The 21,846-nt window shown below is 55.8% G+C and carries 15 protein-coding genes and 1 pseudogene; 12 read left to right on the forward strand and 4 right to left on the reverse strand.

What is annotated here, in order from left to right; translation table 11 throughout:
• Positions 1–46: 46 nt before the first annotated feature.
• Positions 47–1,013, reverse strand: a pseudogene (locus HP572_RS13610) (aldo/keto reductase).
• 388 nt (positions 1,014–1,401) lie between these two features.
• On the opposite strand from HP572_RS13610, the gene HP572_RS13615 reads away from it, so the two are divergent.
• The 12 genes from HP572_RS13615 to yegS all read left to right on the forward strand — a co-directional run bounded on the left by HP572_RS13615 (position 1,402) and on the right by yegS (position 19,645).
• Complete coding sequence (locus HP572_RS13615; protein WP_275901590.1) at positions 1,402–2,592, forward strand: NupC/NupG family nucleoside CNT transporter; 1,191 nt, start codon at positions 1,402–1,404, stop codon at positions 2,590–2,592.
• 249 nt (positions 2,593–2,841) lie between these two features.
• Positions 2,842–4,071, forward strand: coding sequence for an MdtA/MuxA family multidrug efflux RND transporter periplasmic adaptor subunit (locus tag HP572_RS13620; RefSeq protein ID WP_240583494.1), 1,230 nt, complete (start codon positions 2,842–2,844; stop codon positions 4,069–4,071).
• Positions 4,071–7,193, forward strand: a complete 3,123-nt coding sequence (locus tag HP572_RS13625) for an MdtB/MuxB family multidrug efflux RND transporter permease subunit (RefSeq protein ID WP_240583495.1) — start codon at positions 4,071–4,073, stop codon at positions 7,191–7,193. Before HP572_RS13620 ends, HP572_RS13625 begins: the two co-directional genes overlap by 1 nt.
• A complete protein-coding gene (gene mdtC / locus HP572_RS13630; protein WP_240583496.1) occupies positions 7,190–10,270 on the forward strand; it encodes a multidrug efflux RND transporter permease subunit MdtC in 3,081 nt (1,026 codons plus the stop codon). Before HP572_RS13625 ends, mdtC begins: the two co-directional genes overlap by 4 nt.
• A gap of 404 nt (positions 10,271–10,674) precedes the next feature.
• On the forward strand, positions 10,675–12,075 hold the full coding sequence (locus tag HP572_RS13635) for an MFS transporter (protein WP_240583497.1): 1,401 nt from the start codon (positions 10,675–10,677) through the stop codon (positions 12,073–12,075).
• 7 nt (positions 12,076–12,082) lie between these two features.
• A complete protein-coding gene (gene baeS / locus HP572_RS13640; protein ID WP_240583498.1) occupies positions 12,083–13,450 on the forward strand; it encodes a two-component system sensor histidine kinase BaeS in 1,368 nt (455 codons plus the stop codon).
• A gap of 25 nt (positions 13,451–13,475) precedes the next feature.
• On the forward strand, positions 13,476–14,204 hold the full coding sequence (baeR, locus tag HP572_RS13645; protein ID WP_205550115.1) for a two-component system response regulator BaeR: 729 nt from the start codon (positions 13,476–13,478) through the stop codon (positions 14,202–14,204).
• A gap of 30 nt (positions 14,205–14,234) precedes the next feature.
• On the forward strand, positions 14,235–14,879 hold the full coding sequence (locus HP572_RS13650; RefSeq protein WP_371745272.1) for a Vat family streptogramin A O-acetyltransferase: 645 nt from the start codon (positions 14,235–14,237) through the stop codon (positions 14,877–14,879).
• Positions 14,880–14,933: 54 nt separating this feature from the next.
• On the forward strand, positions 14,934–15,485 hold the full coding sequence (locus HP572_RS13655) for a GNAT family N-acetyltransferase (protein WP_075278253.1): 552 nt from the start codon (positions 14,934–14,936) through the stop codon (positions 15,483–15,485).
• A gap of 170 nt (positions 15,486–15,655) precedes the next feature.
• Complete coding sequence (locus tag HP572_RS13660) at positions 15,656–16,615, forward strand: glutathione S-transferase family protein (RefSeq protein ID WP_240583500.1); 960 nt, start codon at positions 15,656–15,658, stop codon at positions 16,613–16,615.
• Between the two features lie 211 nt (positions 16,616–16,826).
• Positions 16,827–18,188 carry a tRNA 5-hydroxyuridine modification protein YegQ gene (gene yegQ / locus HP572_RS13665; RefSeq protein WP_102118918.1) on the forward strand — a complete coding sequence of 454 codons (1,362 nt, stop codon included), beginning with the start codon at positions 16,827–16,829 and terminating at the stop codon, positions 18,186–18,188.
• A 557-nt stretch (positions 18,189–18,745) separates the two neighbouring features.
• Positions 18,746–19,645: a lipid kinase YegS gene (gene yegS / locus HP572_RS13670; RefSeq protein WP_240583501.1), complete on the forward strand. Its 900-nt coding sequence runs from the start codon at positions 18,746–18,748 to the stop codon at positions 19,643–19,645.
• 28 nt (positions 19,646–19,673) lie between these two features.
• Here yegS and psiE read toward each other — a convergent pair whose 3' ends face one another.
• The 3 genes from psiE to thiM form a co-directional block, all read right to left on the reverse strand.
• Positions 19,674–20,081: a phosphate-starvation-inducible protein PsiE gene (gene psiE, locus HP572_RS13675; RefSeq protein WP_174865083.1), complete on the reverse strand. Its 408-nt coding sequence runs from the start codon at positions 20,079–20,081 to the stop codon at positions 19,674–19,676.
• A 152-nt stretch (positions 20,082–20,233) separates the two neighbouring features.
• A complete protein-coding gene (gene thiD, locus HP572_RS13680) occupies positions 20,234–21,037 on the reverse strand; it encodes a bifunctional hydroxymethylpyrimidine kinase/phosphomethylpyrimidine kinase (protein WP_240583502.1) in 804 nt (267 codons plus the stop codon).
• On the reverse strand, positions 21,034–21,828 hold the full coding sequence (gene thiM, locus HP572_RS13685; RefSeq protein ID WP_240583503.1) for a hydroxyethylthiazole kinase: 795 nt from the start codon (positions 21,826–21,828) through the stop codon (positions 21,034–21,036). The genes thiD and thiM overlap by 4 nt, the downstream gene beginning before the upstream one ends.
• Positions 21,829–21,846: the final 18 nt, after the last annotated feature.

Consider the following 21,846-nt stretch of genomic DNA (forward strand, 5'->3'; position numbering starts at 1 on the left):
CCCGTTCGCATTAATATAAAATGTGACGAAGAAAGCCGCTTCCTAATTAATAACGACTCGCACGATCCAGCAACTCAATATCTTCTGCCGGTAGCACCAGCCGGGTCGCGCCCGCGAGTTCAGCGACCTGCTCCAGCGATGTCGCACTGGCGATCGGGGCGGTGATGCTCGGACGAGCGATCAACCAGGCCAGCGCCACCTGCGACGGCGTCGTCTGATGTGCATTCGCCACGCTATCCAGCGCTTCCAAAATGGTGCGGCCGCGCTCATTCAGGTATTTCTCCACCACGCCCTGCCCGCGCGCACTTTTCGATGCATCCTTCGGCTGACGATACTTGCCTGACAGGAATCCGCTAGCCAACGAATAGTAGCTAATGACGCCAATCCCCTGCTCACGCACCAGCGGTTCCATGCGCGGCTTCATAGCCCTGCCGATCGTACAAGTTGTATTCCGGTTGCAGCGTTTCATACCGCGCCAGATGATTAGCTTTACTGATTTTCAGCGCCTCACCCAGACGCGCCGCGCTGTAGTTAGACGCGCCAATCGCACGTACCTTTCCTTCTTTAATCAGCGCATCAAACGTCGCCAGCGTTTCTTCCAGTGGCGTTTCTTTGTCGTCAGTATGAGCCTGATACAGATCGATATAGTCAGTTTGCAAACGCTGTAATGAAGCCTCGACCGCCTGACGAATATAGCGAGGAGACAGCCCTTTCTTGCCATCACCCAAATCCATCCCCACTTTGGTAGCAATAATAACCTTGTCGCGCTGGCCGCTCTTTTTCAGCCAGTTGCCGATGATGGTTTCAGATTCACCGCCCTGATTACCGGGTGCCCAGCGCGAATAAACATCCGCGGTATCGATGAAATTCAGCCCGTGCGCCAGCAACGCATCCAACAGACTAAACGATGTCGACTGATCGACCGTCCAGCCAAAGACATTGCCGCCGAACGAAAAAGGTGGAACCACGATTCCTGAACGTCCAAGCTCACGTGTGGTATTTGATACTGACATAATCACTCTCCTTTTGAATCATGCAGAAAACATCATGAAAAAATCCCGCCAGCCTGCAATGCAGAACACGGCGGTTCGTTTTCTATACCCTAAATAATTCAAGTTTCAGGAAGGCGGCAAGCGAGGGAGTCCCGATGAGCTTACTCAAGTAAGTGATTCGGGGGACTGAACGCAGCCAACGCACATGTAACTTGAAGGATGACGAGTATGTGTGGAATAAGAATAATGAATGAACAGAAAAGTGCGAATAACGAGACGTAGCATTTAGTTTAGATAAAATCCCAAGGTATAATTGTTTTTTTGCGTTCTTCCTCTCATTTTTAATGCACGCGTTACATAAAATGACGTGGAAAATTAGGCCTGCCTCATATTTGGAGCACACATGTCCCTGTCCCATATCGCGCAATTTATTCTGGCGCTGGTTGTTGTTGCGGCGCTGGCGCTACTCGTCTGCCGCGATCGTAAAAGTATTCGTATTCGTTTTATTATTCAGTTACTCGTCATCGAAATTCTGCTCGCTTATTTCTTCTTGTATTCGGACATTGGATTAGGCGCAGTCAAAGGGGTCGCAGCGCTGTTCGACAAACTACTCGGATTTGCAGGTCAAGGGACGGACTTCGTATTCGGTGACATGGTTAACAGTGAGAAGAACCTGATTTCCTTCTTCTTTAAAGTGCTCTGCCCTATCGTCTTCATTTCCGCGCTGATTGGTATCCTGCAACACATTAGAGTGCTGCCCATCATCATCCGCGCGATTGGTACGGTCCTGTCCAAAGTGAACGGCATGGGCAAACTGGAATCTTTTAACGCAGTCAGTTCACTGATTCTCGGCCAGTCCGAAAACTTCATTGCCTACAAAGACATTCTGGGCAAGATGTCCGAAAAACGCATGTACACCATGTCCGCGACCGCTATGTCGACCGTTTCGATGTCTATCGTCGGCGCGTACATGTCTATGCTGGATGCCAAATTCGTCGTTGCCGCGCTGATTCTGAACATGTTCAGTACCTTCATCGTGCTCTCGCTGATTAACCCTTACAAAGTCGGTGAAGAGCCGGAATTGCAGTTGGGCAATCTGCATGAAAACCAGAGCTTCTTTGAAATGCTGGGCGAATACATTCTGGCAGGCTTCAAAGTGGCCGTTATCGTTGCAGCGATGCTGATCGGCTTCATTGCACTCATTGCCGCGGTCAACGCCGTTTTCAGCGCCATTTTTGGCATCAGCTTCCAGGAAGTCCTCGGCTACGCGTTCTATCCGTTCGCCTGGATCATGGGTATTCCGTCTCACGAAGCCCTTCAGGTTGGTAGCATCATGGCGACCAAACTGGTTTCTAACGAATTTGTGGCGATGCTGGAACTGCAAAAAGTGGCTGGCGAACTGTCTCCACGCAGCGTGGGCATCCTGTCTGTGTTCCTGGTGTCCTTCGCCAACTTCTCGTCCATCGGTATTATTGCCGGCGCGATTAAAGGCCTGAACGAACAACAGGGCAACGTAGTTTCCCGTTTCGGCCTGAAGCTGGTTTACGGTTCTACGCTGGTGAGCATCCTTTCCGCTGCTATCGCGGGTCTGGTGCTGTAATCCTTCATCACGTCATAAAATTTTTATCTCTATCCGGCGGCCTTGTGCTGCCGGATTTTTTTCCTACAAACCCTGACATATCTTCCACATTTCCTTCATTTTTGTCCGGCATCTCCTGTTTAAACTAGTAAAATAAGGCCATTGGTCTAATAACGTGCTGGGTATGACAGCCAACGCACATGCAACGTGAAGTATGGCGAACACGCACGCCGAGCTTCCCACGCAACCTGGAGAGAGTAATCCATCACTATGAATGCCAAACGTATCCGAGGCCTGCTGGTACTTGCCGCCGTTATCACTATTGCCGTGCTGATCTGGCGCCATTTTACCCAGACGTCGCCTGCCGTTTCCGGCACGAGTGAGCAGCACGCCGCCCGTACGTCACATTCGGCAAGCAGTGGCGGTGGACGCCGTGCTGCCATGCGCACGCTGTCCCCCGTGCAGGCTGCGATGACGCAGTCCGCTTCTGTGCCCTATTATCTGTCTGGTTTAGGCACAGTGACAGCGGCCAATACCGTGACGCTGCGCAGTCGGGTGAACGGTCAGTTGATGGCGCTGCACTTTCAGGAAGGGCAACAGGTTAAGGCTGGCGACTTACTGGCAGAAATCGATCCTCGTCCTTTTCAGGTTGAACTGACGCAGGCACAGGGGCAGTTAGCAAAAGATCAGGCCGCACTGGCTAATGCCCGACAGGATTTAGCGCGCTATCAGCAGTTGGTGAAAACCAACCTGATCTCCCGTCAGGAGTTAGATGCACAGACTGCCGCTGTACGTCAGGCGGAAGGGACGCTAAAAGCCGATGAAGGTGCAGTGGCCAGCGCACAGCTCCAGTTGGATTACAGTAAAATCACCGCCCCGATCAGCGGTCGGATAGGTTTAAAGCAGGTCGATGTGGGAAATTACATCACCAGCGGCGACACCAACGGCATTGTCGTGATTACGCAGACCTACCCTATCGATATCGTTTTTACCGTGCCAGAAGCGGAAATCTCCACGATTCTGAGTGCGCAGAAATCAGGTCAGCCGCCCGTGGTGGAAGCCTGGGATCGTGCCAATCAAACGAAACTCTCGCAGGGCATCCTGCTGAGCATGGACAATCAGATCGACACCACCACAGGCACGATCAAGCTCAAGGCGCGTTTTGACAATCTGGATGATGCCCTGTTCCCGAACCAGTTCGTGAATATCCGTATGAAGGTCGACACGCTGAAAAATGCCGTCGTCGCGCCGTCCGCCGCCGTACAAATGGGCAATGAAGGCCGCTTCGTCTGGATTCTGAATGATAAAAATGAAGTCAGTAAGCGTCAGGTTACTACCAGCATTCAGTACGGCCAGTTGGTTGTCGTCACCGCCGGACTGGACGCCAATGTTCAGGTCGTGACTGACGGTATCGACCGCCTGACCGAAGGGGCGAAAGTGGAAGTCGTGCCCTCCGCGCTGACAGAGAAAACGCCCGCAATCGCCGGGGAGAAATCCTGATGCAGGATACCGTTCCAGCCAGCGGCGGTGGGCCGTCACGCCTGTTTATTCTGCGTCCGGTCGCCACGACGCTGCTGATGATCGCTATTTTGCTGGCCGGTATCATCGGCTATCGGGCGCTGCCAGTTTCCGCCCTGCCCGAAGTCGATTATCCAACGATTCAGGTCATTACCCTATATCCCGGTGCCAGCCCCGACGTGGTGACCTCCGCGATTACCGCGCCGCTGGAGCGGCAGTTCGGCCAGATGTCCGGGCTAAAACAGATGTCGACGCAGAGCGCAGGCGGCGCATCCGTTATCACGCTTCAGTTCCAGCTTGAGCTATCGCTGGACATCGCTGAACAGGATGTGCAGGCCGCCATCAATGCGGCCAGCAACCTGCTGCCTAACGATCTGCCCTATCCACCGACCTACAGCAAAGTGAATCCGGCGGATCCGCCAATTATGACGCTGGCCGTCACCTCCAGCGCCATGACGATGACGCAGGTGCAGGACATGGTGGACAACCGCATCGCACAGAAAATCTCACAGGTGACGGGCGTCGGTCTGGTGTCGTTAGAGGGTGGGCAGCGTCCGGCTGTGCGGGTAAGCCTGAACGCGCCAGCGCTGGCCGCGTACGGCTTGACCAGCGAGACAATACGCACCGCCATTACGGCCGCCAACGTGAATTCCGCCAAGGGGAGTCTGGACGGTCCGACGCGCTCGGTCACGCTCTCCGCCAACGATCAGATGAAATCCGTTGATGATTACCGCAAGCTGATTGTCGCGTGGAAGAATGGCGCACCGGTGCGGCTTCAGGATGTCGCGACGATTGAGCAGGCCGCCGAGAATATTCATCTCGGTGCCTGGGCGAATCGGCAGCAGGCGATCATTATCAACGTTCAGCGCCAGCCGGGTGCTAACGTCATCACAACCACGGACAGTATTAGCAAGATGCTGCCTGCGTTAAAAGCCAGCCTGCCGAACTCTGTCGAGGTCACCACGCTGACTGACCGCACCACCAGCATTCGCGCCTCGGTGAAAGACGTCCAGTTCGAGCTGCTGTTAGCTATCGCGCTGGTCGTGATGGTGATTTACCTGTTCTTGCGTAACGCCGTTGCTACGCTGATCCCCAGCATTGCCGTACCGCTGTCGCTGATTGGCACCTTTGCGGCGATGTATTTCCTCGGTTTCTCCATCAACAACCTGACGCTCATGGCGCTGACCATCGCCACCGGTTTCGTGGTGGATGATGCCATCGTGGTGATCGAAAACATCGCCCGCTATATCGAAAAAGGGGAAAAACCGCTGAACGCAGCGCTGAAAGGTGCAGGAGAAATTGGCTTCACTATTATCTCCCTGACCTTCTCGCTCATCGCCGTGCTGATCCCGCTACTGTTTATGGGCGATATCGTTGGACGCCTGTTCCGAGAATTTGCCGTCACGCTGGCGGTGTCTATCCTGATTTCCGCCGTCGTGTCGCTTACGCTAACGCCCATGATGTGCGCTCGATTGCTGAGCCATCAGTCGCTGCGTAAACAGAACCGTTTTACCCGCGCCAGCGAGCGGTTCTTCACTCGCCTGATTGATGCCTACGGCGTTTGGCTGCGCAAGGTGCTGAACCATCCGTGGCTGACGCTTAGCGTTGCGCTGGGTACGCTGCTGCTAACGGTTTTACTCTATATCTGGATCCCGAAAGGCTTCTTCCCGATACAGGATAACAGCATCATTCAGGGTACCGTGCAGGCACCGCAGACGGTCTCGTTCAGCAATATGGCCGACCGACAGCAGCGCGTCGCGTCTATCATCATGAAAGATCCCGCGGTGGAGAGCGTATCCTCGTTCATCGGCGTTGACGGCACGAATGCCGCGCTAAACAGTGGCCGACTGCAAATCAACCTGAAACCGCTTAGTGAACGCAGCGAACGTATTCCAGAGATCATTGATCGTTTGCAACAGCAGACTGCGCAGATTCCCGGCATCCAGCTGTATCTGCAACCCGTGCAGGATCTCACCATCGACACCCAAATAAGCCGCACCCAGTACCAGTTTACGTTGCAGGCGATGTCGCTGGACGAACTGAGTCAGTGGGTACCGAAGCTAATGACCGAGCTGAAAAAGCTGCCGCAGCTAGAAGATGTCAGCAGCGATTGGCAAGACGGCGCAGCGGTTGCCTACGTCAACGTGAACCGCGACAGCGCCAGCCGTTTGGGCATCACGATGTCACAGGTCGACAGCGCGCTATACAACGCTTTTGGTCAGCGACTGGTTTCCACCATTTACACGCAGGCCAGCCAATATCGCGTGGTGCTAGAGCACGATACGACGAACAACACCGGTCTGGACGCGCTGAACGACGTGCGCCTCATCAGCAGCGACGGCGGTACCATTCCGCTCAGCAGCATTGCCACCATTGAAGAGCGTCAAGGGCCGCTGGCGATCAACCATATTGACCAGTTCCCGTCGACGACGATCTCCTTCAACGTCGCCGACGGCTATGCGCTGGGCGAAGCGGTTGATGCCATCACGCAGGCCGAGCAGCAGATGAATCTGCCTGCGGATATCACCACCCGTTTTCAGGGCAGTACGCTGGCGTTCCAGTCGGCGCTGAGCAGCACCGTGTGGCTGATCGTGGCGGCGATTGTCGCGATGTACATTGTGCTCGGCGTGCTGTACGAAAGCTTTATTCACCCCATCACCATCTTGTCTACGCTGCCAACGGCGGGCGTCGGCGCGCTGCTGGCGCTGATGATGGCGGGGAATGAGCTGGATGTGATCGCTATTATCGGGATCATATTGCTCATCGGGATCGTGAAGAAAAATGCCATTATGATGATCGACTTCGCGCTGGCGGCGGAGCGAGAACAGGGCATGAAACCGTATGACGCGATTTATCAAGCCTGTCTGCTGCGTTTCCGGCCGATTCTGATGACCACCATGGCGGCGCTGCTGAGTGCGCTACCGCTAATGCTGAGTACCGGCGTCGGTGCAGAGCTGCGCCAGCCACTGGGGATCTGTATGGTCGGCGGCCTGATCATGAGCCAAATCCTGACGCTGTTTACGACACCGGTGATCTACCTGCTGTTTGACCGTCTGGCGATGCGTTTCCGCCGTTTAGCGCGTCAGGAGGAAGAAACCGAGTGAAGTTCTTCGCCCTGTTCATCCACCGCCCCGTCGCCACCTTACTGCTAACGCTGGCCATCGCGCTCTGTGGCGCACTGGGTTTCCGTCTGTTGCCAGTGTCACCGCTGCCGCAGGTGGATTTCCCGGTGATTTCGGTCAGTGCCTCGCTGCCTGGTGCCTCGCCCGAAACCATGGCTTCCGCTGTCGCCACGCCGCTGGAACGGGCACTCGGCAGGATCGCAGGTGTTAGCGAAATGACGTCAACCAGTTCGCTCGGCAGCACGCGCGTCATTCTGGTGTTTAACCTCGATCGCGATATCAACGGTGCAGCGCGCGATGTACAGGCGGCTATTAACGCGGCGCAGAATTTGCTGCCGTCCGGTATGTCCAGCCGCCCGACCTACCGCAAAGTCAATCCGTCCGATGCCCCCGTCATGATCCTGACTCTAACCTCGGACACCTACAGTCAGGGACAGATGTACGACTTTGCTTCTACTCAGCTGTCGCAGAAAATTTCGCAGATGGAAGGCGTCGGCGATGTATCCATCGGCGGGAGTTCGCTCCCCGCCGTGCGCGTCGCGCTGAATCCAGTGGCACTGTTTAATCAGGGGATTTCACTCGATGAGGTACGGCAGGCCATCGCGCAGGCGAACGTACGTCAGCCGCTGGGGAATGTGGAAAACAGTCAGAAAAGCTGGCAGATACAAACCAACGATGAGCTAAAAACCGCCGACGCCTACGCGCCACTGATTATCCACTACAACAACGGCGCTGCCGTCCGCCTGAGCGACGTCGCCACGGTAGAAGATTCGGTACAGAACGCCCGGAATGCGGGGATGGTGAACGCGAAGCCTGCGATTCTGGTGATGATTCGCCGCGCGCCGGATGCCAACATTATCACCACGGTAGACAATATCCGCGCCGCGATGCCGGAGCTGCGCGCCAGCCTGCCCGCAGAAATACAGCTGGATGTTGCGCAGGATCGTTCTCCCACCATTCGCGCCTCGCTGGCGGAAGTCGAGCAATCGCTGATTATCGCCGTCGCGCTGGTTATTCTGGTCGTCTTCCTGTTCCTGCGTTCAACCCGGGCAACCGCCATTCCGGCGCTGGCCGTACCGGTATCGCTGATCGGTACCTTTGCGGCGATGTACCTGTGCGGCTTTAGCCTAAATAATCTGTCGTTGATGGCGCTCACCATCGCCACCGGCTTCGTGGTGGATGACGCCATCGTGGTACTGGAGAATATTTCCCGCCACATCGAAGCGGGTATGAAGCCGCTACAGGCGTCGCTTCAGGGCGTGCGTGAAGTGGGCTTCACCGTCTTATCCATGAGTCTATCGCTGGTTGCGGTGTTCATCCCACTGCTGCTGATGGACGGCTTGCCAGGGCGGCTATTCCGCGAATTCGCCGTCACGCTGTCAGTAGCGATCATGATTTCGCTACTGATCTCGCTCACGCTCACGCCGATGCTGTGTGCACGACTGCTACGTGCCGTGCCCAAACGCAGTCAGCCGCGTAAGCGCGGTTTTAACCGCGTGCTGTTGGCGATGCAACAAGGCTACGGGCGCTCGCTGAAGTGGGTGCTCAACCATGCGCGCTGGGTGTTGCTGCTCCTGTTGGGCACCATCGCGCTCAACGTCTGGCTGTATATCAGCATTCCGAAGACCTTCTTCCCGGAACAGGATACGGGCCGGCTGATGGGCTTTATTCAAGCCGACCAGAGCATTTCTTTTCAGGCTATGACGGTGAAACTCCAGAACTTCATGACCATTGTCAGCAACGACCCAGCGGTGGATAACGTGAACGGGTTTACCGGCGGCTCGCGCACCAACAGCGGATCGATGTTTATCTCGCTGAAGCCGTTGTCCGAGCGCGATGTATCAGCACAGCAGGTGATCAGCCGCCTGCGCGTCAAGCTGGCAAAAGAACCCGGTGCCAACCTGTTTTTAATGCCGGTGCAGGATATCCGTATCGGCGGACGCGAATCGAGCGCTGGATATCAGTACACGCTGCTGTCTGACGATTTGAGCGAGCTGCGCATCTGGGAACCCAAGATTCGTACCGCTTTCAGCAAACTGCCTGAGCTGGCCGACGTGAATTCCGATCAACAGGATAAAGGGGCGGAAATGGCGCTCACCTACGATCGTGATGCGATGGCGCAGCTTGGCATCAGCGTTTCTGCCGCTAACGCGCTGCTCAATAACGCCTTCGGACAGCGCCAGATTTCGACCATTTACCAGCCGCTGAACCAATACAAGGTGGTGATGGAAGTGGACGATGCCTACACGCAGGACGTCAGTTCACTGGACAAGATGTTCGTGATCAATAACGAAGGTAAGCCCATTCCGCTCTCTTACTTCGCCAGTTGGAAGCCGATCAACGCCCCGCTGTCGGTGAACCATCAGGGGCTGTCGGCCGCCTCGACGATCTCTTTTAACCTGCCGGAAGGCACCGATCTGTCCAGCGCGACGGCGGCAATAGAAAGAACCATGACATCGCTGGGCGTGCCATCAGCGGTACGCGGCCAGTTCTCCGGTACGGCGCAGGCGTTCCAGCAGTCGCAGTCTTCCCAGCTGTTGCTGATTCTGGCGGCGATTATCACTGTGTATATCGTGCTCGGCGTGCTGTATGAGAGCTACGTGCATCCGCTGACGATTCTGTCTACCCTGCCCTCCGCGGGCGTGGGCGCACTGCTGGCGCTGGAGTGGTTCGGTGCGCCGTTTAGTCTGGTGGCGCTGATTGGCATCATGCTGTTGATTGGGATCGTGAAGAAGAACGCGATCATGATGGTGGATTTTGCGCTGGTGGCGCAGCGCAGCGGCAAGCTGAGCGCACAGGATGCGATTTTTCAGGCCTGCCTGCTGCGTTTCCGCCCGATTATGATGACCACGCTGGCCGCGCTGTTTGGCGCACTGCCGCTGGTGCTAACCAGCGGCGACGGTGCGGAGTTGCGTCAGCCGCTCGGCATCACGATTGTCGGCGGGCTGGTGATGAGCCAAATCCTCACGCTGTATACCACCCCGGTGGTGTATCTGTTTTTCGACAAGCTGAGGAATATTCGGCGCAAAGCCCCGGAGAAGGATTTGTCACTATCATGACTGAACATGAGTAACGGTAAAGAGCTAATAACATGCTATTTCAGGGGGGAGGTTTCGTGCGCTTAGCATTTTCCTTGGCGTAAATTATGCTGAGGGAAAAGCAGACTCTCGGATAAGCGGCATGGATGCCGCGCAAGCCGATGCCGCGTAGGGAACGCGTCAGCGGCGGTCCGCAAAGAGGATGCTTTTCCCGAAGGCACCGCATAGCGGCATAATTTCCCGCCAAAAGCCAGGGTTCCAAGGGCGACGGCAATTGAGCCGCCCTTGGTCGGGCGCGTTCGGAACGCTACTAGAAAAACGGTGATGCTTGAGCGCACGAAACCTCCCCCTAATATCATCATGCGAAATGTGAGGACACCACCGACTATGCCCAATGTATTCAACAATTCAGAGGGTCAAGGAATATGACCCAACCGGCTTCTGTCCGCTGGCAGCTCTGGATTGTTGCCTTTGGCTTTTTTATGCAGACGCTGGATACCACCATCGTGAATACCGCGTTGCCTTCAATGGCCGCGAGTCTGAATGAAAGCCCGCTGCATATGCATTCGGTGATTGTTTCCTATGTGCTAACCGTTGCGGTGATGCTGCCCGCCAGCGGGTGGCTGGCGGATCGTATCGGCGTGAAGAATATCTTTTTCACCGCGATTCTGCTGTTTACGCTCGGGTCGCTGCTGTGCGCCCGTTCAGAAACGCTGAATGAGCTGTTGGTCTCGCGCGTTATTCAGGGCGTCGGCGGCGCGATGATGGTGCCGGTCGGCCGGCTGACGGTGATGAAAATCGTCCCGCGCGATCAGTATATGGCGGCAATGACATTCGTGACGCTGCCCGGCCAGATTGGCCCACTCATGGGGCCGGCACTCGGCGGCTTTCTGGTGGAATACGCCAGTTGGCACTGGATCTTCCTCATCAACCTGCCCGTTGGCATCATCGGCGCGCTGGCCACCTGGTTCCTGATGCCCAATTACACCATGCGGACGCAGCGCTTTGACATCAGCGGCTTCCTCTGGCTTGCCGTCGGCATGGCCACGCTGACATTGGCGCTGGACGGCAACCGCAGTCTGGGCATTCCGCCGATTGCCATTTTCGCATTAATCGCCATCGGGCTGATCGCGCTATTAAGCTATTGGCTGCACGCCCGTCACAACAAACAGGCGCTGTTTAATCTGCATCTGTTCGACACACCGACCTTCTCTATCGGCCTGAGCGGCGGGCTATTGGCACGCATCGGCAGCGGTATGTTACCGTTTATGACACCGCTGTTTTTACAACTGGGAATGGGATTCTCTCCGTTCCACGCCGGGCTGATGATGGTACCGATGGTGCTAGGCAGCATGGGAATGAAGCGGATCGTGGTGCAGGTCGTTAACCGACTCGGCTACCGCCGCGTGCTGATGGTTTCCACGCTGCTGCTGGCGCTGGTCACGGCGCTGTTTGCACTGGTCGCACTGATGAAATGGATCTGGATGATCCCGATTGTGCTGTTCTTCCTCGGCACGGTGAACGCCGTTCGCTTCTCCACCATGAACACGCTGACGCTGAAGGATCTGCCGGATACGCTCGCCAGCGGCGGGAATAGCCTGCTGTCGATGACCATGCAGCTGTCCACCAGCCTCGGCGTCAGTATCGCAGGCATTCTGCTGGGCATGTTTTCCCAGCCGCATATGGCGGCGGGAAGCGACGAAACACACATGGTGTTTATTTACACCTATCTCAGCATGATCGTCATCATCGCCCTGCCCGTGTTGATTTTTAACCGCGTCCCGACGGACGGCGTCAAGCAGTCCACGCTGCCGCGCAAATCGTGAGGTTGTCATGAAATTCGGAATCACCGCCAAGCTGTTCCTCGCGATCTTCGCCACCTGCATGCTGGTGTTGATTACTATGCACTGGGGCGTGCGCGCCAGCTTCGAGCGCGGCTTTATCGACTACATTAAGCGCGGCAACGAACAGCGGGTCATGCAACTGCGCGATGCACTGGCGGAGCAATATCAGCTGCACGGCGACTGGTCATTCCTGCGCAACAATGAGCATCTGGTGTTCAAAATGCTGCACTCGCTAGACCAAAACAATGACACCGACAACAGCATGCGGGGGCTGCGGGTGCGTCTCTGGGTGCTGGATACCGGCAAACGCAAGCTGTTCGGTTCTCCTGCGCCGATCCCGAATGAAGGCACCTGGCAGCCGATTCAGGTACAAAACCAGACGGTCGGCTGGATTGTCGCCTCACCCGTTGAACGTCTGACGCGCAACGCCGACATCAGTTTCGACAGGCAGCAGCAGCGCACCAGTTGGCTGATTGTCGCACTCTCGACGCTGCTCGCGATCATCGCCACCTGGCTGACCGCGCGCGGCCTGCTCGCGCCCGTCAAACGGCTGGTCAGCGGCATGCACAGTTTGGCCTCGGGCGATTTTAGCACCCGTGTGACGGCAAGCTCGCACGATGAGCTGGGCAGGCTGGCGCAGGATTTCAATCAGCTTGCCATCACGCTGGAAAAAAACGAACAGTCTCGCCGCGCGTTTATGGCCGATGTCTCCCACGAATTGCGCACGCCGCTGGCGGTGCTGCGCGGCGAGCTGGAAGCCTTGCAGGATGGCGTGCGCAAGCCCGATTCGCACTCTCTGCATTCGCTCCAGTCTGAGGTCACGACGCTCACCAAGCTGGTGGACGACCTGCATCAACTCACCCTGTCCGATCGTGGAGCGCTGGCCTACCGCAAGGCCTCTGTAGACGTGGTGCAAATTCTGCATATTGCTATCGCCGCGTTTCATGAGCGTTTCCAGAAAAAGCAGATTACGCTCACCACCGATTTACCCGCGCAGGCGGACGTCTTTGGCGATCCCGACCGGCTAAGCCAGCTGTTTAATAATTTGCTGGAAAACAGCCTGCGCTACACTGATGAGCAGGGTCAGTTGACCATTACGGTTATTCAGCAGCATAAACGCTGGGCGATTATCTGGCAGGACAGCGCCCCCGGCGTGACCGACGAGCAGCTCACGCTGATTTTTGAGCGCTTTTACCGTGCGGAAAGTTCGCGCAACCGCGCCAGCGGCGGCTCCGGGCTGGGGCTGGCGATCTGCAATAATATCGTTGAGGCGCATAGCGGACGGCTGTATGCTGAACATTCGCCATTAGGGGGAGTGATGGTTACCATTGAGCTTCCCTTGCACGAACCTGATTAAGATCCACTTCTAAATAAGCAGAGCTATGACAACCGCACCCGATTTCGCTATGGCATCACCGATTCTGATCGTCGAAGATGAGCCCAAATTGGGACAACTGCTGGTGGATTACCTTCAGGCAGCGGACTATGCCACGCACTGGCTGCCCAACGGCAATGATGTCGTTGAGTGGGTGCGACAGCATTCCCCTTCCCTCATTTTGCTGGATTTGATGCTGCCGGGTTGCGACGGCCTGACGCTCTGCCGCACCATCCGCCAGTTTTCCAACGTGCCAATTATCATGGTCACCGCCCGCAGCGAAGAGATCGATCGCCTGCTGGGGCTGGAAATTGGTGCCGATGACTATATTTGTAAGCCCTTCAGCCCACGCGAAGTGGTCGTGCGCGTCAGAACGCTGTTGCGCCGCTGCGGCTGGCAGAATGACGGGCTGAAAGCCGTCGAGAAAACCGAAACGGCCCTGTTGATTGATAAAAGCGGCTTTCAGGCTAGCTATCTGGGGCAGAATCTCGATCTCACGCCAGCGGAGTTTCGCCTGCTCAAAACGCTCTCCGCCGAGCCGGGCAAGGTGTTTTCCCGCGAAGCGCTGCTGGATAAGCTCTACGACGATTACCGCGTCGTGACCGACCGCACCATCGATAGCCACATCAAAAACCTGCGTCGCAAGCTGGAACAGCTGGACGAAGAGACCTCATTTATCCGCACGGTATACGGCATTGGCTATCGCTGGGAAGCCGCGCCCTGTAATGAGGTATAACGCCCACCGCCTTATGATGTTATGGAGACCATGTTGAACGGACCAGACCCTGATAACCGCTACCCCATGGCCGGTTTCCCCCAAGTGTGTTTCATCAAGAATATTGTCACCAACCCGAATATTGAAATTGGCGACTACACCTATTATGACGATCCCGATGGCGCGGAAAACTTCGAGCAAAATGTGCTCTACCACTATCCGTTTCTCGGCGACAAATTAGTCATCGGCAAGTTTTGCGCTATCGCGCGCGGCGCAAAATTTATCATGAACGGGGCCAATCATCGGCTTTCTGGCCTGTCGACTTACCCGTTTCAGATTTTTGGCAACGGCTGGGAAAAAGTGACGCCCAAGCCCGGCGATCTGCCTTACAAAGGCGATACGCTTATCGGCAATGATGTCTGGATTGGCTATGACGCGCTGATCATGCCCGGCATCCGCATTGGAAATGGCGCCATCATTGCGTCACGCGCCGTGGTCACCGCCAATGTGCCCGCTTATACGGTCGTTGGCGGCAATCCGGCCAAAATCCTTAAAACCCGTTTTGCGCCGGACGTCATCGAGGCACTGGAAGCGTTGAGCTGGTGGGACTGGCCAATAGAAAAAATCACCCGTCATCTGGAAATCATCGCTGCGGGTGATATTGCGGCACTGCAAGCTGGCCATCTGTCCGAATAACCGTCTTCCATTCCATACGAATTCATTCCACACGAAAAAGAGGCTTTCACGATAATGACTGCGCTATTTTCCGAAACCACCAAAATCGAGACACCGCGCCTGCTGCTGCGCCCGCTTTATCGTGATGATGCGCCAGCACTGTTCGTCTTTATGTCCGATCCGGTTGTGATGCGCTTCTGGAACCATCCGCCCTGGCAGCACATCGAGCAAGCGCACGACGCGATTGACGAATACTGGAGCGCGCTGTGCGCCGGGCAACACATGAAGCTGGGTCTGGAAGTTAAAGAGAGCGGCGAGTTGATCGGTACCTGCGTGCTGTTCAACCTTGAGATTGAGTCTAAACGCGCCGAAATCGGCTACTGTCTGGCGGCGAGTGCGCAAGGCAAAGGCTATATGGCAGAAGCGCTCTCTGCCCTGCGGGATTTTGCCTTTGAAACGGCGGGACTCAGTCGGTTGGAAGCCGAAATCGATCCCCGCAACGTGGCTTCAGCCCGTTCGCTGGAACGGCTGGGATTCACGCAGGAAGGGCTATTGAAACAGCGTTGGATCGTCGACGGCGAGGTATCCGACTCTGCGCTATACGGCCTGCTGGCGGCTAAACGTTAGTCAACGCCTTCCCAGTCTGGTCAAAAATACTGTCTGACTTAATGAAAATTTTGTCATTTTCTCTTTTCCCAAGGCTGTTACTCTTTTAGGCCTACAATAATAACGGGTATCACCCCGCACGGCGTGCGGGACTTGGGTCACCTGCAACAGAACGGATAAGGGGAAAAACGATGTCAGGCTTAGTGAATGGCAAATGGGTTAACGGCGATGTCGCGGCGGAAGAGATCAAAAATGGGGCGTTCCACCGCGAAGAAACTAAATTTCGGCAAACCGAGCTGGTGCCAGAAGCCGGTCGTTACCAGCTTTTTGTCTCCTATCTCTGCCCGTGGGCGTCGCGCACGCTGATTTTCCGCAAGCTGAAAGGGCTGGAGAACATCATTTCTCTCTCCGTTGCCAACCCGCGTATCGCGGATAACGGCTGGGAATTTGCCACCCCGCAGGATGCCGGCGAGCATGTGGGTGAGATTCACTACCTGCACCAGCTCTACACCGCCAGCGTGCCGGACTATACCGGAAAGGTATCGGTCCCTGTGCTGTGGGATCGGGTGGAAGGCCGCATCGTGAATAACGAATCGGCGGACATCATCCGCATGCTGAACAGCGAATTTAACGATCTGACCGACAACCACCTCGATTTCTATCCGTCAGAGCTGCGCGCTGAGATCGACAGCTGGAACGAAACCGTGTACCACAACGTCAACAACGGCGTGTATAAAACCGGGTTCGCCAAAACGCAGGAACACTATAACGGTGCCGTCACCACGCTATTCGCCACGCTGGATGAGTTAGACAATCATCTGGGCAGCCATCGCTATATGCTCGGTGACACGTTGACCGAGGCCGACTGGCGTCTGTTTGTGACGCTGGTACGTTTTGACGTGGCCTATCACGGCGCGTTCAAATGTAACCTCAAACGTATTGCCGACTACCCGAATCTGTCGAATTACCTGCGTGAGCTGTATCAGTGGCCAGGCGTTGCGGAAACGGTCAATATCGACCACATCAAAGCGGGCTATTACGGCATTGCCTGGCTGAACCCGACACAGATTATACCGGTTGGCCCACAGGTCGATTTATATCAGGACCACAATCGCGGAACGTTCGGAAAATCCCGTATCGCGACGCGTTAATCCTGCTTATCTGGCCTGCTCTATTAATGGCAGGCCATTCTTTATTTAGGCCAAAAAATTGATTTACGTCAAACGATTGATTTACGTCAAACAAAGGCCCCACATTTCATATGTCGTCTACTGCAATTTCCCCCTATTAGCGCTAGAATCCTCCGCCTTTACTGTTCCCGCCGTGGAGCAGCCTGACTTGTGATCAGAATCGAGAGATACCATGTTTAAACCGGAACTGCTTTCTCCGGCCGGTACGCTGAAAAATATGCGCTACGCCTTTGCCTATGGCGCAGACGCGATTTATGCCGGTCAACCCCGCTACAGCCTGCGCGTGCGCAATAACGAATTCAACCATCAGACGCTGGCGCAAGCCATTAACGAAGCGCATGAGCTGGGCAAGAAATTCTACGTGGTCGTTAACATCGCGCCGCACAATGCCAAACTGAAAACCTTCCTGCGTGACCTGCAACCCGTGATCGAAATGGGGCCGGATGCGCTGATCATGTCCGATCCGGGCCTGATTATGCTGGTGCGGGAAAACTTCCCACAGATAGATATTCACCTTTCCGTTCAGGCCAACGCGGTCAACTGGGCGACGGTGAAATTCTGGCAGCAGATGGGGCTGACACGTGTGATTCTGTCCCGCGAACTGTCGCTGGAAGAGATTGCAGAAATCCGCCAGAACGTCCCGGATATGGAACTGGAGATTTTCGTTCACGGCGCGCTATGCATGGCGTATTCCGGTCGCTGCCTGCTGTCCGGCTACATCAACAAACGCGATCCGAATCAAGGCACCTGCACCAACGCCTGCCGCTGGGAATATAAGGTTCAGGAAGGCAAAGAGGACGACGTCGGGAATATCGTCCATCAGCATGAACCTATCGCGGTGAAAAACGTTGAACCCGCACTGGGCATCGGCGAACCGACCGACAAAGTCTTTATGCTGGAAGAAAACCTGCGTCCCGGCGAGTACATGAGCGCATTTGAAGACGAGCACGGCACCTACATCATGAACTCCCGCGATCTGCGTGCCATTCAGCACGTTGAACGCCTGACGCAAATGCAGGTTCATTCGCTGAAAATCGAAGGACGCACCAAGTCATTCTATTATTGCGCCCGTACCGCACAGGTTTATCGTCGCGCTATCGATGACGCAGTAGCCGGTAAACCGTTCGATTCGACGCTGCTGGAAACGCTGGAAGGTCTGGCGCACCGTGGTTATACCGAGGGCTTCCTGCGTCGCCACGTGCATGAAGATTACCAGAACTACGACTACGGCTATTCCGTTTCCGATCGTCAGCAGTTTGTTGGTGAATTCACCGGCGTGCGCCGCGATGGGCTGGCGGAAGTCAATGTGAAGAACAAATTTTCCTGTGGCGACAGCGTGGAGATGATGACGCCGAACGGCAATATTCAATTCACCATCGACACCATGCAGAATGCCAAAGGCCAACCGACCGACGTCGCACCGGGTAACGGCCATATCGTCTATCTGCCGGTGCCGGACGATGTCTCGCTGGATTATGCGCTACTGCTGCGCAATCTGCCGGGCACGACCACGCGCAATCCTAACGCAGAATAAACCGGTAATATCGCCGGATGTCTCATACATCCGGCTACCCCGTTCGTCAGCCCCCTCTTTCCTTTACGGTATGTCCCCCTATCACTGCCGCTTCCCTACTACGAACAAGCGCGTCAACCACCCAAAGGTATCGTTACAAAGCTCAGGGTTTTTTAACGAATATTAGAAACAGATCACATCAATTAGCCGGTCTTGTGGTTAATATTGCGTCGCTGAGAAAACATAGAACGAAAAATAAGCGTAGTGATACTACTAGGAACCACCTCCTTGGCCAGCTCAATCTCCCTTGAGCTGGCTTTTCTTTTTCTTACACTCACCCATTTTCCCACCGCAAACATACCCTAAATAATTCGAGTTTCAGGCAGGCGGCAAGAGAAGGCATCCCGATGAGCTTACTCAGGTAAGTGATTCGGGTGACTTAGCGCAGCCAACGCACATGCAACTTGAAGTATGACGGGTACATTCACCGACTCTTCTGATATCTGCCTACCAATTTAGTGTCTATGATTAACTGCAACGTTTCTGTATTAACAACATCGCAGCCAGAGAAATAAGACATGGAAAAAAATCCAATCACACTGCTGATTTTGAATGGAAAAAGTGCGGGTAATGAAGAACTTCGCGAAGCCATTGATGCGCTACGCAAGGACGGCTATACGCTGCATGTGCGCGTGACCTGGGAATACGGCGATGCTAAACGCTATGTGGAAGAGGCGATTCAACTTAACGCGGATAACGTGATCGCCGCTGGCGGCGACGGCACCGTCAATGAAGTCGCCGCAGCCTTAGCGGTGCAGCCGGAAGCGGTGCGTCCGTGTCTGGGGATTGTGCCGCTGGGCACCGCCAACGATTTCGCCACCAGCTGTCAGATTCCAACGGAGATGCACAACGCGCTGACGCTGGCGATCAAAGGCCGCGCCACCGCCATTGATATCGCCAAGGTGAACGACAACCATTACTTCATCAACATGGCGACGGGCGGATTTGCCACACGTATCACCACCGAGACACCGGCCAAGATGAAGGCCGCGCTCGGGAGCGCCTCATACGTGCTGCACGCACTCTTTCGCATGGACATGCTGCAAGCCGAACGCTGTGAGATTCGCGGGCCAGATTTTCACTGGTCAGGGGATACACTGGTTGTCGCGGTAGGAAATGGTCGTCAGGCAGGCGGCGGGCAGCAGCTTTGCCCGGAGGCGCTGATCAATGACGGACTGCTGGAACTGAGTGTACTGTCGGCAACCGAGCTGCTACCGAATATGCTGCAAGCCTGGTTCACCGGCAGCGAAAACCAGAACATGATTTCCGCTACCCTGCCGTGGCTGGAGATTACCGCCCCGGACGATATGACGTTTAATCTGGACGGCGAGCCGTTCAGCGCCAAACGCTTCCATATCGAGGTGCTTCCCGCGGCGATTCACTGTCGGCTGCCGCCCCAATGCTCGCTGCTGGAATAGCGGCGCGTTTCAGCTATTCCTGTTTCTACTATTCCCGTTTCAGGCGATTACTGTTTGCCAGATACAGCGTAAACACCAGCAGCAGGATCGCCGCGGAATACACCAGCGTATCCGACGGGCTTTTGTGATCGACAATAATCAGGCGAATGATGGCTGTAATGCCGATGTAGATAAAGTAGCGCAGCGGGAAGTGATAGCCGGACTGGAAATACTTCACGATTAGCGCAATGAACTCAAAATACAGGAAATAGATCACAATGCCTTCTATCAGCTGATAGGAGGAATCTTTCTCGTTGGAGATCAACAGCACCTTCGCCAGATGGAACGTTTCCTTGACTAAAAAAATCACCAGAATGATCGCCAGCACCAGCAGGCCGATATTGAGTATCGTCTGAAGCGCCTTGGCAGCCATCGCACTGCGAGCAGAACCTGCCATATATTATCCCCACACCCTATTTCACATTAACGCCAAGAATTCACAGCAAAATAACCGGACGATCACGCACTGTCTATGCCGAATACGCTTAATTTAATTTGAAATTACTGGCAAATATGTCACGCGAAGTACAAGTCAATTTACTTATGGTGCTACCACCAGCGGTGGAAGTGATGAACGGGGCCGATGCCGTGCCCGACCTCCAGCGTGTCGGCCTGCTGTAATGCCTGCTGTAAATAGTCCTTCGCTGCCTTGACCGTCTCGCCCCAGCTATCGTGGCGCGGTCGCAGCGCCGCCAGTGCAGCAGACAGCGTGCAGCCAGTGCCGTGCGTATGGCGTGTATTCACGCGCGGAGAACTAAAACGCTGTGGCTCGGCCTGACGGCTGAACAGCCAGTCCGGGCTCTCCGCTTCACTGAGGTGACCGCCTTTCATCAGCACCGCCTGACAGCCCATCGCCAGCAGCGCCTCCCCCTGCTCACGCATTTCCTGTTCGTTAGCGGCAGGTGAGGTATTCAACAGCGCAGCGGCTTCCGGCAGGTTAGGCGTAATCAGAGAAACCAGCGGCAGCAGCTCACGACGGATCGATTCCACCGCCTCCGGCGCGAGTAGCGGATCGCCACTTTTCGCCAGCATCACGGTGTCCAGCACCACGAAAGGCACCGCGTAATGACGCAGGCGTTCGGCAACGGTTTCAACTATATCGGTCTGCGCCAGCATCCCAATCTTGGCGCTGTCGATGCGCACATCGCTCAGCACGGAATCCAGCTGTGCTGCGACAAAATCCGGTTCAATCCGGTAGACGGACTGCACGCCGCGCGTGTTTTGCGCCACCAGCGCGGTAATGACCGAGGTGCCGTAAGCGCCCAGCGCGGAAAAGGCTTTTAAATCCGCCTGAATACCCGCCCCGCCGCTCGGATCGGTGCCTGCAATCGTCAACGCATTGATACGCTTCATGCCAGATCCTCCGCGCGCAGGGTATAGAGTCTATCGAGGAAGTTGGGTATAAAACTCCCCGTCCCCTGCGCCACCGAGGCTGCCTGCTGTCCCGCCTGCGCCATGACATAACACGCCGCCGCTACATGCGATAAGCGATCCCCCTCCAGAGAACAGAAACCCGCCACAACCGCCGACAGCGCACAGCCCGTACCGACCACGCGCGTCATCATGCTATCGCCGCCAGTTACCGCGATATCTCGCTCGCCGTCCGTGACATAATCCACCACGCCGGTCACCGCAACCATCGTCCCCACTTGCCGCGCCAGCTCGCGCGCAGCAGGGAGTGCCGCCAGCGAATCATCGGCGCTATCCACGCCCCGCCCCTGTGCGGCTAAGCCCGCCAGCGCCATAATTTCAGACGCATTACCGCGAATCGCCGCTGGCTTCCACGCTAGCAGTTCACGGCAGAATTCACTCCGAAAGGTCAAACCGCCTACGGCAACCGGATCGAGCACCCACGGCGTCCCCGCCTGATGGGCGCTGTTTACCGCCGCTCGCATCGCCTCAGCGCACGTGCGTTCCAGCGTTCCGACATTAATCAGCAGCGCATCGGCCACCGCGCTGAACTGCGCAGCTTCTTCGGGATCGACCACCATTGCAGGCGATGCATTCAGCGCCAGCAGCACATTAGCAGTAAAAGATTGCACCACATCATTGGTCAGACAGTGCACCAGCGGCGAAGCAGAACGGAATTGAGTGAGTGATGTTGCAGCCTGAGCGGCAGAAAAGTCGGCGGGTCGCGTGTTCATAAGTCTCCCAACCGGCGT

The organism is Pectobacterium sp. PL64, from assembly GCF_022477975.1.
Lineage (GTDB): Bacteria > Pseudomonadota > Gammaproteobacteria > Enterobacterales > Enterobacteriaceae > Pectobacterium > Pectobacterium jejuense.

Excerpts from the sequence above, each read along its gene's own strand:
- HP572_RS13620 (WP_240583494.1), top strand. The coding sequence starts at position 2,842 with ATGAATGCCAAACGTATCCGAGGCCTGCTGGTACTTGCCGCCGTTATC.
- HP572_RS13625 (WP_240583495.1), top strand. The coding sequence starts at position 4,071 with ATGCAGGATACCGTTCCAGCCAGCGGCGGTGGGCCGTCACGCCTGTTT.
- HP572_RS13635 (WP_240583497.1), top strand. The coding sequence starts at position 10,675 with ATGACCCAACCGGCTTCTGTCCGCTGGCAGCTCTGGATTGTTGCCTTT.
- baeS (WP_240583498.1), top strand. The coding sequence starts at position 12,083 with ATGAAATTCGGAATCACCGCCAAGCTGTTCCTCGCGATCTTCGCCACC.
- baeR (WP_205550115.1), top strand. The coding sequence starts at position 13,476 with ATGACAACCGCACCCGATTTCGCTATGGCATCACCGATTCTGATCGTC.
- HP572_RS13650 (WP_371745272.1), top strand. The coding sequence starts at position 14,235 with ATGTTGAACGGACCAGACCCTGATAACCGCTACCCCATGGCCGGTTTC.
- HP572_RS13655 (WP_075278253.1), top strand. The coding sequence starts at position 14,934 with ATGACTGCGCTATTTTCCGAAACCACCAAAATCGAGACACCGCGCCTG.
- HP572_RS13660 (WP_240583500.1), top strand. The coding sequence starts at position 15,656 with ATGTCAGGCTTAGTGAATGGCAAATGGGTTAACGGCGATGTCGCGGCG.
- yegQ (WP_102118918.1), top strand. The coding sequence starts at position 16,827 with ATGTTTAAACCGGAACTGCTTTCTCCGGCCGGTACGCTGAAAAATATG.
- yegS (WP_240583501.1), top strand. The coding sequence starts at position 18,746 with ATGGAAAAAAATCCAATCACACTGCTGATTTTGAATGGAAAAAGTGCG.
- psiE (WP_174865083.1), bottom strand. The coding sequence starts at position 20,081 with ATGGCAGGTTCTGCTCGCAGTGCGATGGCTGCCAAGGCGCTTCAGACG.
- thiD (WP_240583502.1), bottom strand. The coding sequence starts at position 21,037 with ATGAAGCGTATCAATGCGTTGACGATTGCAGGCACCGATCCGAGCGGC.
- thiM (WP_240583503.1), bottom strand. The coding sequence starts at position 21,828 with ATGAACACGCGACCCGCCGACTTTTCTGCCGCTCAGGCTGCAACATCA.